Here is a 14454-nt window from a genome sequence, read left to right as displayed (position 1 = left end):
TGCAAAAGTCGTGCTATAGTCTTGGGCTTGGCTGGTGATGTTTATTAAGGGTTATCCCTTATATCGCTAGCCTCCAGGCGGTAACCGGTCTCGGGTCTGAAGCGAAAGCGGCGGCGATGGGGTTGCAGGATGAGGTGCAAGTTAGGCAAAAGCCAGTTGCACAATCTGCAAAAATCGTGTTATAGTCTTGGGCTTGGCAGTTGCCGAAAACTTAGGGTTAACCCTGATATTTCGATAGCTGCTAAGAGAGGCGGGCCTGAAGGGGTCGCAAGCAAGAAAGCGAAACGCAGTATGTGACGCTGACTTGACAAGCGAAAAAAACTTCTTCATAATCTCGTTCTCTGCTGCAAACAACGCGGCGCCAGCGAAAGCGGCGTAGCGAAGCGAGCAGGCAGTAAGTAGTACAGAATTTAGCAGTACCGCTCTTTAACAATTAAACAACCGATAAGTGTGGGCGCTTGATGCGGGTGCAATGTGACTTCGGTCACAAGCACAATGAAATCAAGTGCTCACTAGAAGTGAAGTACCTTAGACGTCAAGTTTAAGAACATACCTCACTTCCTTTGAGTAGCGACGTATGACTCGACCCTTTCGGGGGTTAAGAAATACGAAACAAATACAGAGATTAAACTGAAGAGTTTGATCCTGGCTCAGATTGAACGCTAGCGGGATGCCTTACACATGCAAGTCGAACGGCAGCACGGACTTCGGTCTGGTGGCGAGTGGCGAACGGGTGAGTAATGTATCGGAACGTGCCCAGTAGCGGGGGATAACTACGCGAAAGCGTAGCTAATACCGCATACGCCCTACGGGGGAAAGCAGGGGATCGTAAGACCTTGCACTATTGGAGCGGCCGATATCGGATTAGCTAGTTGGTGGGGTAACGGCTCACCAAGGCGACGATCCGTAGCTGGTTTGAGAGGACGACCAGCCACACTGGGACTGAGACACGGCCCAGACTCCTACGGGAGGCAGCAGTGGGGAATTTTGGACAATGGGGGAAACCCTGATCCAGCCATCCCGCGTGTGCGATGAAGGCCTTCGGGTTGTAAAGCACTTTTGGCAGGAAAGAAACGTCATGGGTTAATACCCCGTGAAACTGACGGTACCTGCAGAATAAGCACCGGCTAACTACGTGCCAGCAGCCGCGGTAATACGTAGGGTGCAAGCGTTAATCGGAATTACTGGGCGTAAAGCGTGCGCAGGCGGTTCGGAAAGAAAGATGTGAAATCCCAGAGCTTAACTTTGGAACTGCATTTTTAACTACCGGGCTAGAGTGTGTCAGAGGGAGGTGGAATTCCGCGTGTAGCAGTGAAATGCGTAGATATGCGGAGGAACACCGATGGCGAAGGCAGCCTCCTGGGATAACACTGACGCTCATGCACGAAAGCGTGGGGAGCAAACAGGATTAGATACCCTGGTAGTCCACGCCCTAAACGATGTCAACTAGCTGTTGGGGCCTTCGGGCCTTGGTAGCGCAGCTAACGCGTGAAGTTGACCGCCTGGGGAGTACGGTCGCAAGATTAAAACTCAAAGGAATTGACGGGGACCCGCACAAGCGGTGGATGATGTGGATTAATTCGATGCAACGCGAAAAACCTTACCTACCCTTGACATGTCTGGAATCCTGAAGAGATTTAGGAGTGCTCGCAAGAGAACCGGAACACAGGTGCTGCATGGCTGTCGTCAGCTCGTGTCGTGAGATGTTGGGTTAAGTCCCGCAACGAGCGCAACCCTTGTCATTAGTTGCTACGAAAGGGCACTCTAATGAGACTGCCGGTGACAAACCGGAGGAAGGTGGGGATGACGTCAAGTCCTCATGGCCCTTATGGGTAGGGCTTCACACGTCATACAATGGTCGGGACAGAGGGTCGCCAACCCGCGAGGGGGAGCCAATCCCAGAAACCCGATCGTAGTCCGGATCGCAGTCTGCAACTCGACTGCGTGAAGTCGGAATCGCTAGTAATCGCGGATCAGCATGTCGCGGTGAATACGTTCCCGGGTCTTGTACACACCGCCCGTCACACCATGGGAGTGGGTTTTACCAGAAGTAGTTAGCCTAACCGCAAGGGGGGCGATTACCACGGTAGGATTCATGACTGGGGTGAAGTCGTAACAAGGTAGCCGTATCGGAAGGTGCGGCTGGATCACCTCCTTTCAGAGCTTAGTGCTCGTGTTAAGCGTCCACACTTATCGGTTGTTTGATGTAGCTGGTGTCAATGTTTTTGATGCCGTGTAGAGGCTAACTCATAGCGCTGCTCGCAGTGTTATGAGTTGGGTTTTACTCAACAGCTATATTTGTTCTTTAACAATCTGGAAGAAGCACAACGAAAATGTACTTATCAAGTACTCGGCGCAAGCCGATGAAGATAAGTACGGGTTGTGATTGCATTAATTTTGTTCCAAGTTCTCAAGACTGAGGTGAATAACCTCAGACTGCTTTGAAACTTATGAACGGCACAAACGCTAATACTCAGGTCCTATAGCCTACAGCGTTATAGGATCAAGCGACTAAGTGCATATGGTGGATGCCTTGGCGATCACAGGCGATGAAGGACGTAGTAGCCTGCGAAAAGCTACGGGGAGCTGGCAAACAAGCTTTGATCCGTAGATGTCCGAATGGGGAAACCCACCGCAGCAATGCGGTATCCCTGGCTGAATACATAGGCCAGTGGAGGCGAACCGGGTGAACTGAAACATCTCAGTAGCTCGAGGAAAAGAAATCAACCGAGATTCCGAAAGTAGTGGCGAGCGAAATCGGAAGAGCCTTTACGTTTTAGCACGCAAGATAGTCGAACGGAATGGAAAGTCCGGCCGTAGCAGGTGATAGCCCTGTAGGCGAAATCTTGTGTGTGGAACTAAGCGTAAGAAAAGTAGGGCGGGACACGTGAAATCCTGTTTGAAGATGGGGGGACCATCCTCCAAGGCTAAATACTCGTGATCGACCGATAGTGAACCAGTACCGTGAGGGAAAGGCGAAAAGAACCCCGGAAGGGGAGTGAAATAGATCCTGAAACCGTATGCATACAAACAGTAGGAGCCTCCTTGTGGGGTGACTGCGTACCTTTTGTATAATGGGTCAGCGACTTACATTCAGTGGCAAGGTTAACCGAATAGGGAAGCCGTAGCGAAAGCGAGTCCGAATAGGGCGATTCAGTCGCTGGGTGTAGACCCGAAACCAGATGATCTATCCATGGCCAGGTTGAAGGCACGGTAACACGTGCTGGAGGACCGAACCCACTAATGTTGAAAAATTAGGGGATGAGCTGTGGATAGGGGTGAAAGGCTAAACAAATCTGGAAATAGCTGGTTCTCTCCGAAAACTATTTAGGTAGTGCCTCAAGTATTACTGCGGGGGGTAGAGCACTGTTATAGCTAGGGGGTCATGGCGACTTACCAAACTATGGCAAACTCCGAATACCCGCAAGTACAGCTTGGGAGACAGAGCACCGGGTGCTAACGTCCGGACTCAAGAGGGAAACAACCCAGACCGCCAGCTAAGGTCCCAAATTATCGCTAAGTGGGAAACGAAGTGGGAAGGCATAGACAGTCAGGAGGTTGGCTTAGAAGCAGCCATCCTTTAAAGAAAGCGTAATAGCTCACTGATCGAGTCGTCCTGCGCGGAAGATGTAACGGGGCTAAGCGATAAACCGAAGCTGCGGGTGTGCACTTTGTGCACGCGGTAGGAGAGCGTTCTGTAAGCCTGCGAAGGTGGCTTGTAAAGGCTGCTGGAGGTATCAGAAGTGCGAATGCTGACATGAGTAGCGATAAAGGGGGTGAAAAGCCCCCTCGCCGTAAGTCCAAGGTTTCCTGCGCAACGTTCATCGGCGCAGGGTGAGTCGGCCCCTAAGGCGAGGCAGAGATGCGTAGCTGATGGGAAGCTGGTTAATATTCCAGCACCGTCGTACAGTGCGATGGGGGGACGGATCGCGGAAGATCATCAGGGTGTTGGATGTCCCTGTTGCTGTATCGAAGATGGCGCTTAGGCAAATCCGGGCGCGTAAATCAAGGGTATGGCACGAGCGAGCATTGCTTGCGAAGTGATTGGAAGTGGTTCCAAGAAAAGCCTCTAAGCTTCAGCTGTACGAGACCGTACCGCAAACCGACACAGGTGGACGGGATGAATATTCCAAGGCGCTTGAGAGAACTCAGGAGAAGGAACTCGGCAAATTGATACCGTAACTTCGGGAGAAGGTATACCCCGGTAGTGTGAAGCGCCTGCGCGCTTAGCATGATGGGGTCGCAGAGAATCGGTGGCTGCGACTGTTTATTAAAAACACAGCACTCTGCAAAGACGAAAGTCGACGTATAGGGTGTGACGCCTGCCCGGTGCCGGAAGGTTAAGTGATGGGGTGCAAGCTCTTGATCGAAGCCCCGGTAAACGGCGGCCGTAACTATAACGGTCCTAAGGTAGCGAAATTCCTTGTCGGGTAAGTTCCGACCTGCACGAATGGCGTAACGATGGCCACACTGTCTCCTCCTGAGACTCAGCGAAGTTGAAGTGTTTGTGATGATGCAATCTACCCGCGGCTAGACGGAAAGACCCCATGAACCTTTACTGTAGCTTTGCATTGATCTGTGAACCGGCCTGTGTAGGATAGGTGGGAGGCTTTGAAGCGTGGTCGCTAGATCACGTGGAGCCATCCTTGAAATACCACCCTGGTTTGTTTGCGGTTCTAACCTTGGTCCGTTATCCGGATCGGGGACAGTGCATGGTGGGCAGTTTGACTGGGGCGGTCTCCTCCCAAAGTGTAACGGAGGAGTTCGAAGGTACGCTAGGTACGGTCGGAAATCGTGCTGATAGTGCAATGGCATAAGCGTGCTTGACTGTGAGACTGACAAGTCGAACAGGTGCGAAAGCAGGACATAGTGATCCGGTGGTTCTGAATGGAAGGGCCATCGCTCAACGGATAAAAGGTACTCTGGGGATAACAGGCTGATACCGCCCAAGAGTTCATATCGACGGCGGTGTTTGGCACCTCGATGTCGGCTCATCTCATCCTGGGGCTGTAGCCGGTCCCAAGGGTATGGCTGTTCGCCATTTAAAGAGGTACGTGAGCTGGGTTTAAAACGTCGTGAGACAGTTTGGTCCCTATCTGCCGTGGGCGTTGGATACTTGACGGAGCCTGCTCCTAGTACGAGAGGACCGGAGTGGACGTACCTCTGGTGTACCGGTTGTCATGCCAATGGCATTGCCGGGTAGCTAAGTACGGAAGAGATAACCGCTGAAGGCATCTAAGCGGGAAACTCGTCTGAAGATAAGGTATCCCGGGGACTTGATCCCCCTGAAGGGTCGTTCGAGACCAGGACGTTGATAGGTCGGGTGTGGAAGCGCAGTAATGCGTTAAGCTAACCGATACTAATTGCCCGTGAGGCTTGATCCTATAACACTGATGGTTATGACCTGGTGATATAGCGTTCCAAGTGTCGTTCAATACAAAATCTGGCTGCACCGTCGGCAGCCAGCCAACACCAATTACACCCCACCGTGCGTGATCATCGAGTCTGACTCTGATCGCCACGCGTTGTGTTTCTTCCAAGATTGGAGCTGTTGCCTCAACCGCAGCCGCTCAACCAGTTACGCTTGACGACCATAGCGAGTTGGTCCCACTCCTTCCCATCCCGAACAGGACAGTGAAACGACTTTGCGCCGATGATAGTGGACGGACGTCTGTGAAAGTAGGTCATCGTCAAGCTTTTATTCCGCAAACCCCCGCAGGTTACCCTGCGGGGGTTTGTCTTTATATATAAGTGAGAGCCTTGTGTTCTCGGCCGCAGTGAAGTGGAGAGATCCAGTAAAACAGTGGCTTTACAGTGATAAATGCAGATTAGGCAAAAGCCAGCTGCATGAGCTGCAAAAAGGTGTTATAGTTTGCGGCTTGGCTGCTACCGAAAGATCAGGGTATACCCCGACATTTCGATAGCTGCTAAGGGAAGCGAAAAGTCAGGGCGCGGTCCTGGCGGACCTGAAGGGGTCTTGGCGATAGGTTGCCAAATCTTGCTGCTGCGGTGAGTTGAAAAACTCAAACAAAAGCGTCAATGATTTGACAAACGCTAAAAACTCCTTCATAATCTCGTTTCTCTGCTGTCGACACAGCGATGTTGCGAAAGCGACGAAGCGCGAAGTTGGCGGCAAGATGCAGTAAGTAGTACAGAATTTAGCAGTACCGCTCTTTAACAATTAAACAACCGATAAGTGTGGGCGCTTGATGCGAGTGCAGTGTGACTTCGGTCACAAGCACAATGAAATCAAGTGCTCACTAGAAGTGAAGTACCTTAGACGTCAAGTTTAAGAACATACCTCACTTCCTTTGAGTAGCGACGTATGACTCGACCCTTTCGGGGGTTAAGAAATACGAAACAAATACAGAGATTAAACTGAAGAGTTTGATCCTGGCTCAGATTGAACGCTAGCGGGATGCCTTACACATGCAAGTCGAACGGCAGCACGGACTTCGGTCTGGTGGCGAGTGGCGAACGGGTGAGTAATGTATCGGAACGTGCCCAGTAGCGGGGGATAACTACGCGAAAGCGTAGCTAATACCGCATACGCCCTACGGGGGAAAGCAGGGGATCGCAAGACCTTGCACTATTGGAGCGGCCGATATCGGATTAGCTAGTTGGTGGGGTAACGGCTCACCAAGGCGACGATCCGTAGCTGGTTTGAGAGGACGACCAGCCACACTGGGACTGAGACACGGCCCAGACTCCTACGGGAGGCAGCAGTGGGGAATTTTGGACAATGGGGGAAACCCTGATCCAGCCATCCCGCGTGTGCGATGAAGGCCTTCGGGTTGTAAAGCACTTTTGGCAGGAAAGAAACGTCATGGGTTAATACCCCGTGAAACTGACGGTACCTGCAGAATAAGCACCGGCTAACTACGTGCCAGCAGCCGCGGTAATACGTAGGGTGCAAGCGTTAATCGGAATTACTGGGCGTAAAGCGTGCGCAGGCGGTTCGGAAAGAAAGATGTGAAATCCCAGAGCTTAACTTTGGAACTGCATTTTTAACTACCGGGCTAGAGTGTGTCAGAGGGAGGTGGAATTCCGCGTGTAGCAGTGAAATGCGTAGATATGCGGAGGAACACCGATGGCGAAGGCAGCCTCCTGGGATAACACTGACGCTCATGCACGAAAGCGTGGGGAGCAAACAGGATTAGATACCCTGGTAGTCCACGCCCTAAACGATGTCAACTAGCTGTTGGGGTCTTCGGACCTTGGTAGCGCAGCTAACGCGTGAAGTTGACCGCCTGGGGAGTACGGTCGCAAGATTAAAACTCAAAGGAATTGACGGGGACCCGCACAAGCGGTGGATGATGTGGATTAATTCGATGCAACGCGAAAAACCTTACCTACCCTTGACATGTCTGGAATTCCGAAGAGATTTGGAAGTGCTCGCAAGAGAACCGGAACACAGGTGCTGCATGGCTGTCGTCAGCTCGTGTCGTGAGATGTTGGGTTAAGTCCCGCAACGAGCGCAACCCTTGTCATTAGTTGCTACGAAAGGGCACTCTAATGAGACTGCCGGTGACAAACCGGAGGAAGGTGGGGATGACGTCAAGTCCTCATGGCCCTTATGGGTAGGGCTTCACACGTCATACAATGGTCGGGACAGAGGGTCGCCAACCCGCGAGGGGGAGCCAATCCCAGAAACCCGATCGTAGTCCGGATCGCAGTCTGCAACTCGACTGCGTGAAGTCGGAATCGCTAGTAATCGCGGATCAGCATGTCGCGGTGAATACGTTCCCGGGTCTTGTACACACCGCCCGTCACACCATGGGAGTGGGTTTTACCAGAAGTAGTTAGCCTAACCGTAAGGGGGGCGATTACCACGGTAGGATTCATGACTGGGGTGAAGTCGTAACAAGGTAGCCGTATCGGAAGGTGCGGCTGGATCACCTCCTTTCAGAGCTTAGTGCTCGTGTTAAGCGTCCACTCTTATCGGTTGTTTGATATAGCTGGGATCAGTTGCAGGCTTGGGTCGAGGGAATCTTCCCTGGGTCTACAGCTTTCCTGACTGCTGATCCGAAAAGGTTTTTGGGTCTGTAGCTCAGTCGGTTAGAGCACCGTCTTGATAAGGCGGGGGTCGTTGGTTCGAATCCAACCAGACCCACCAAGTATTCTGCGCATGCGGGATATGGGGGTGTAGCTCAGCTGGGAGAGCGCCTGCTTTGCAAGCAGGATGTCATCGGTTCGATCCCGTTCACCTCCACCAAGTACTTGATGCCTGGTGATGTAGAGGCTAACTCATAGCGTCGTTGAAACGGCCTTATGAGTTAGGTTTTACCTGACAGCTATATTTGTTCTTTAACAATCTGGAAGAAGCACAACGAAAATGTACTTATCAAGTACTCGGCGCAAGCCGATGAAGATAAGTACGGGTTGTGATTGCATTAATTTTGTTCCAAGTTCTCAAGACTGGGGTGAATAACCTCAGACTGCTTTGAAACTTATGAACGGCACAAACGCTAATACTCAGGTCCTATAGCCTACAGCGTTATAGGATCAAGCGACTAAGTGCATATGGTGGATGCCTTGGCGATCACAGGCGATGAAGGACGTAGTAGCCTGCGAAAAGCTACGGGGAGCTGGCAAACAAGCTTTGATCCGTAGATGTCCGAATGGGGAAACCCACCGCAGCAATGCGGTATCCCTGGCTGAATACATAGGCCAGTGGAAGCGAACCGGGTGAACTGAAACATCTCAGTAGCTCGAGGAAAAGAAATCAACCGAGATTCCGAAAGTAGTGGCGAGCGAAATCGGAAGAGCCTTTACGTTTTAGCACGCAAGATAGTCGAACGGAATGGAAAGTCCGGCCGTAGCAGGTGATAGCCCTGTAGGCGAAATCTTGTGTGTGGAACTAAGCGTAAGAAAAGTAGGGCGGGACACGTGAAATCCTGTTTGAAGATGGGGGGACCATCCTCCAAGGCTAAATACTCGTGATCGACCGATAGTGAACCAGTACCGTGAGGGAAAGGCGAAAAGAACCCCGGAAGGGGAGTGAAATAGATCCTGAAACCGTATGCATACAAACAGTAGGAGCCTCCTTGTGGGGTGACTGCGTACCTTTTGTATAATGGGTCAGCGACTTACATTCAGTGGCAAGGTTAACCGAATAGGGAAGCCGTAGCGAAAGCGAGTCCGAATAGGGCGATTCAGTCGCTGGGTGTAGACCCGAAACCAGATGATCTATCCATGGCCAGGTTGAAGGCACGGTAACACGTGCTGGAGGACCGAACCCACTAATGTTGAAAAATTAGGGGATGAGCTGTGGATAGGGGTGAAAGGCTAAACAAATCTGGAAATAGCTGGTTCTCTCCGAAAACTATTTAGGTAGTGCCTCAAGTATTACTGCGGGGGGTAGAGCACTGTTATAGCTAGGGGGTCATGGCGACTTACCAAACTATGGCAAACTCCGAATACCCGCAAGTACAGCTTGGGAGACAGAGCACCGGGTGCTAACGTCCGGACTCAAGAGGGAAACAACCCAGACCGCCAGCTAAGGTCCCAAATTATCGCTAAGTGGGAAACGAAGTGGGAAGGCATAGACAGTCAGGAGGTTGGCTTAGAAGCAGCCATCCTTTAAAGAAAGCGTAATAGCTCACTGATCGAGTCGTCCTGCGCGGAAGATGTAACGGGGCTAAGCGATAAACCGAAGCTGCGGGTGTGCACTTTTAGTGCACGCGGTAGGAGAGCGTTCTGTAAGCCTGCGAAGGTGGCTTGTAAAGGCTGCTGGAGGTATCAGAAGTGCGAATGCTGACATGAGTAGCGATAAAGGGGGTGAAAAGCCCCCTCGCCGTAAGTCCAAGGTTTCCTGCGCAACGTTCATCGGCGCAGGGTGAGTCGGCCCCTAAGGCGAGGCAGAGATGCGTAGCTGATGGGAAGCTGGTTAATATTCCAGCACCGTCGTACAGTGCGATGGGGGGACGGATCGCGGAAGATCATCAGGGTGTTGGATGTCCCTGTTGCTGCATCGAAGATGGCGCTTAGGCAAATCCGGGCGCGTAAATCAAGGGTGTGGCACGAGCGAGCATTGCTTGCGAAGTGATTGGAAGCGGTTCCAAGAAAAGCCTCTAAGCTTCAGCTGTACGAGACCGTACCGCAAACCGACACAGGTGGACGGGATGAATATTCCAAGGCGCTTGAGAGAACTCAGGAGAAGGAACTCGGCAAATTGATACCGTAACTTCGGGAGAAGGTATACCCCGGTAGTGTGAAGCGCCTGCGCGCTTAGCATGATGGGGTCGCAGAGAATCGGTGGCTGCGACTGTTTATTAAAAACACAGCACTCTGCAAAGACGAAAGTCGACGTATAGGGTGTGACGCCTGCCCGGTGCCGGAAGGTTAAGTGATGGGGTGCAAGCTCTTGATCGAAGCCCCGGTAAACGGCGGCCGTAACTATAACGGTCCTAAGGTAGCGAAATTCCTTGTCGGGTAAGTTCCGACCTGCACGAATGGCGTAACGATGGCCACACTGTCTCCTCCTGAGACTCAGCGAAGTTGAAGTGTTTGTGATGATGCAATCTACCCGCGGCTAGACGGAAAGACCCCATGAACCTTTACTGTAGCTTTGCATTGATCTGTGAACCGGCCTGTGTAGGATAGGTGGGAGGCTTTGAAGCGTGGTCGCTAGATCACGTGGAGCCATCCTTGAAATACCACCCTGGTTTGTTTGCGGTTCTAACCTTGGTCCGTTATCCGGATCGGGGACAGTGCATGGTGGGCAGTTTGACTGGGGCGGTCTCCTCCCAAAGTGTAACGGAGGAGTTCGAAGGTACGCTAGGTACGGTCGGAAATCGTGCTGATAGTGCAATGGCATAAGCGTGCTTGACTGTGAGACTGACAAGTCGAACAGGTGCGAAAGCAGGACATAGTGATCCGGTGGTTCTGAATGGAAGGGCCATCGCTCAACGGATAAAAGGTACTCTGGGGATAACAGGCTGATACCGCCCAAGAGTTCATATCGACGGCGGTGTTTGGCACCTCGATGTCGGCTCATCTCATCCTGGGGCTGTAGCCGGTCCCAAGGGTATGGCTGTTCGCCATTTAAAGAGGTACGTGAGCTGGGTTTAAAACGTCGTGAGACAGTTTGGTCCCTATCTGCCGTGGGCGTTGGATACTTGACGGAGCCTGCTCCTAGTACGAGAGGACCGGAGTGGACGTACCTCTGGTGTACCGGTTGTCATGCCAATGGCATTGCCGGGTAGCTAAGTACGGAAGAGATAACCGCTGAAGGCATCTAAGCGGGAAACTCGTCTGAAGATAAGGTATCCCGGGGACTTGATCCCCCTGAAGGGTCGTTCGAGACCAGGACGTTGATAGGTCGGGTGTGGAAGCGCAGTAATGCGTTAAGCTAACCGATACTAATTGCCCGTGAGGCTTGATCCTATAACACTGATGGTTATGACCTGGTGATATAGCGTTCCAAGTGTCGTTCAATACAAAATCTGGCTGCACCGTCGGCAGCCAGCCAACACCAATTACACCCCATCGTGCGTGATCATCGAGTCTGACTCTGATCGCCACGCGTTGTGTTTCTTCCAAGATTGGAGCAGTTGCCTCAACCGCAACCGCTCAACCAGTTACGCTTGACGACCATAGCGAGTTGGTCCCACTCCTTCCCATCCCGAACAGGACAGTGAAACGACTTTGCGCCGATGATAGTGGACGGACGTCTGTGAAAGTAGGTCATCGTCAAGCTTTTATTCCGCAGAACCCCACAGGTAACCCCTGTGGGGTTTTGTCTTTTGTGAGAGCCCATTGCGGGCGCCTGTCGAGTCCGCTCCAGGCCCGTGCATCGGTCTCCCGGCAGAATTGGAGCGTTTGCCCCGATAGGGCACACACTCAAGCAGTTACGCCTGACAACCATAGCAAGGTGGTCCCACTCCTTCCCATCCCGAACAGGACAGTGAAACGCCTTTGCGCCGATGATAGTGGACGGACGTCCGTGAAAGTAGGTCATTGTCAGGCTTTGATTCCAAGAACCCCGCAGCTCGCGCTGCGGGGTTTTTTCTTTTGTTTGGTTGCGCGATGAGGCAGAAGGCTGTCGCCGCGGCTGCGCGCCGCTAGGCCTTTTTGGCGTGCGGTTGCGGACCGTCAATCAGGCTGCGAGCCGCGCCAGCATTGAATGTGCACAAATAACAACGGGCGTGGGCGGGGTAGCTTTGTGCGGTAAGATTGACCGAGTCAATTCGTTGGAGCGTTATCGTGAGTGATCCCCAGACCCCCGTGCCCGGAACGACGTTAGACCTGCGCACGTTGACCCACGTTGCCTATGGCTTGTACGCCCTGGGCTTCCTGACGAGCGGTTTCCTGGGCATCGCCACGCTGGCAGCCGTAGTGCTGATGTACCTGAAGCGCTCGGACGCTGCAGGTACCGTCTATGCCGCTCATTTCGACTGGTTGCTGCGTACCTTCTGGTGGGCCCTGCTTTGGCTGGCCATCAGCGGCATCGCGACGCTCATCTTCATCGGCTGGATCGGCCTGGCCGCGACTGTGATCTGGGTGTTGTATCGCTTGATCAAAGGCTGGCTGTCGCTGCTGGAAGGCTCCGCGCCGACCACCTACGCCTGAGGGCAGGTGTTCAAACAGAAGGCCGGCATATGCCGGCCTTTTGCTTTGTCGAACATGCCAACTGCCTGAAGAGGCGCGCCAGGCTTGGCTTTCGGGAAATGCTGGTGTGGGGAATCAGGCCATGCCGGTGAGGTTGTGGCGTGGCTGTCGCGGTGAGAGAAAGCTGCGCTGGGGAGGCGAGCTCGCCCAGGAATGAACCGGGGCGTCGCGACGATATGAAGGCAGGGACGTACGGGGTACGCCCTTTGCCTGCTTACTTCAGATGTGCGTTGACCAGCTTGGTCAGTTCGAACATCGTGACCTGATCTTTACCGAAGATCGGGCGCAGCTTGGCATCGGCGTTGATGTTGCGCTTGTTGCTGGCATCTTGCAGGTTGTGCTTCTTGATGTATTCCCAGATCTTTTTGGTGACCTCGGTACGCGGCACGGCTTCCGAGCCGATGACGGCGGCCAGGTCGGCGCTGGGGGTCAGGGGCTTCATGAATGCAGCGTTCGGCTTGCGCGCGGTCGCGGGTTTGGAGGTTGTGGCCATAATGCGGCGCTCCTTCTCTGGCTGTTGGAAAAATTGTCCTGCGGCCGGAGCATAACGTGTCTCTCTCGTAAAGACAAAGGCATTTATCCTCTGTAGCAACTAAAATGCACAGACTGTCCCCTCTATATCGTCATTCTGTAACCTCCTATGTACGCACGATCTCCTTTGGAATCAATTCGCCTCTTTCATGACGAATTGACGGCGCTGCGGCGCGATTTGCATGCGCATCCCGAGCTTGGCTTCGAGGAAGTCCGGACCTCCGGGATCGTGGCGGGTGCGCTGGAGGCGCTGGGGATCGAGGTGCACCGCGGCATCGGCAAGACCGGTGTGGTGGGCGTGATCCGCGGCAAGCGCTGCGACAGCGGGCGCATGATAGGCCTGCGTGCCGACATGGACGCCTTGCCCATGACCGAAGACAATGACTTCGGCCACAAGTCGACCAAGCCCGGCCTGATGCACGGTTGCGGTCACGACGGTCACACCGCGGTGCTGATCGGCGCGGCCAAATACCTGTCGCAGACACGCAATTTCGATGGCACCGCGGTACTGATCTTCCAGCCAGCGGAAGAGGGGCGCGGCGGCGCGCGCGCCATGCTGGAAGATGGCCTGTTCGATACCTTTCCGTGCGACGCGATTTACGCGCTGCATAACTGGCCGGGCCTGAAGCCGGGCACGATAGGCATCAATCCCGGGCCGATGATGGCCGCCGCCGACCGCTTCGAGATTCTGATCACCGGACGCGGCGGCCACGGCGCGCATCCGTACCAGACCATCGATCCCGTCACCATTGCGGGGCAGATCATCACCGCGTTGCAGACCATCGTGTCGCGCAACGTCAATCCGCTGGATTCGGCGGTGGTGTCCATCGGATCCCTGCAGGCCGGGCATCCCGGCGCCATGAGCGTGATTCCGCGCGAAGCGAGAATGGTCGGCACGGTGCGCACGTTCCGCAAGTCCGTCCAGGAAATGGTGGAGACCCGCATGCGCGAGTTGGTGTCCGCGATTGCGGGCGCTTTCGGCGGCACCGCCGAGGTCACTTACGAACGGATCTACCCTGCGACCTTGAACACGCCGCAGCACGCCAATCTGGTGGCCGATATCGCCACCGAGATGATAGGCAAGGAGAACGTCGTGCGCGATCTGACGCCGTCGATGGGCTCCGAGGATTTCTCTTTCATGTTGCAGAGCAAGCCTGGCGCATACTTCCGCCTGGGCCAGGGCGGGGCCGATTCCGGCTGCGTGCTGCACAACTCGCATTTTGATTTCAACGATGCCGTCATCCCCTTGGGCAGCGCGATGTTCAGCGCGCTGGCCGAACGGGGCATGCCGCTGGCAGATTAAGAAGCCTT

General features: G+C 53.7%; 3 protein-coding genes, 2 tRNA genes and 7 rRNA genes. 11 read left to right on the top strand and 1 reads right to left on the bottom strand.

Annotated features, from left to right (window positions below):
* Positions 1 to 627 precede the first annotated feature (627 nt).
* From IAG39_RS27370 to IAG39_RS27325, 10 genes are all read left to right on the top strand, one after another.
* A 16S ribosomal RNA gene (locus IAG39_RS27370) occupies positions 628 to 2158 on the top strand.
* Between the two features lie 343 nt (positions 2159 to 2501).
* Positions 2502 to 5384 (top strand): 23S ribosomal RNA (locus IAG39_RS27365).
* A gap of 199 nt (positions 5385 to 5583) precedes the next feature.
* A 5S ribosomal RNA gene (gene rrf, locus IAG39_RS27360) occupies positions 5584 to 5696 on the top strand.
* Positions 5697 to 6375: 679 nt separating this feature from the next.
* A 16S ribosomal RNA gene (locus IAG39_RS27355) occupies positions 6376 to 7906 on the top strand.
* Between the two features lie 133 nt (positions 7907 to 8039).
* Positions 8040 to 8116 (top strand) — tRNA-Ile (locus tag IAG39_RS27350).
* Positions 8117 to 8139: 23 nt separating this feature from the next.
* Positions 8140 to 8215, top strand: a tRNA-Ala gene (locus IAG39_RS27345).
* A gap of 288 nt (positions 8216 to 8503) precedes the next feature.
* A 23S ribosomal RNA gene (locus tag IAG39_RS27340) occupies positions 8504 to 11388 on the top strand.
* A gap of 199 nt (positions 11389 to 11587) precedes the next feature.
* Positions 11588 to 11700 (top strand): 5S ribosomal RNA (rrf, locus tag IAG39_RS27335).
* A gap of 157 nt (positions 11701 to 11857) precedes the next feature.
* Positions 11858 to 11970: ribosomal RNA gene (rrf, locus tag IAG39_RS27330) — 5S ribosomal RNA — on the top strand.
* The 16S, 23S and 5S rRNA genes sit together here with 2 tRNA genes alongside, the layout of an rRNA operon.
* A gap of 237 nt (positions 11971 to 12207) precedes the next feature.
* A complete protein-coding gene (locus IAG39_RS27325; RefSeq protein ID WP_013391517.1) occupies positions 12208 to 12573 on the top strand; it encodes a DUF4870 family protein in 366 nt (121 codons plus the stop codon).
* Between the two features lie 253 nt (positions 12574 to 12826).
* Here the strand turns inward: IAG39_RS27325 and IAG39_RS27320 are convergent, their stop codons facing one another.
* The gene (locus IAG39_RS27320; RefSeq protein ID WP_059373735.1) at positions 12827 to 13105 is read right to left on the bottom strand and encodes an SWIB/MDM2 domain-containing protein; all 279 of its coding nucleotides are present in this window, start codon (positions 13103 to 13105) and stop codon (positions 12827 to 12829) included.
* Positions 13106 to 13252: 147 nt separating this feature from the next.
* Between IAG39_RS27320 and IAG39_RS27315 the strand changes: the two genes are divergently transcribed.
* Complete coding sequence (locus IAG39_RS27315; protein WP_054457611.1) at positions 13253 to 14446, top strand: M20 aminoacylase family protein; 1194 nt, start codon at positions 13253 to 13255, stop codon at positions 14444 to 14446.
* The last annotated feature ends 8 nt before the right edge of the window (positions 14447 to 14454 follow it).

It is taken from the genome of Achromobacter xylosoxidans (genome assembly GCF_014490035.1).
Lineage (GTDB): Bacteria > Pseudomonadota > Gammaproteobacteria > Burkholderiales > Burkholderiaceae_B > Achromobacter > Achromobacter bronchisepticus_A.
Note: the sequence above shows the minus strand (reverse complement) of the source record. Positions and strands in the feature narration are given on the sequence as shown.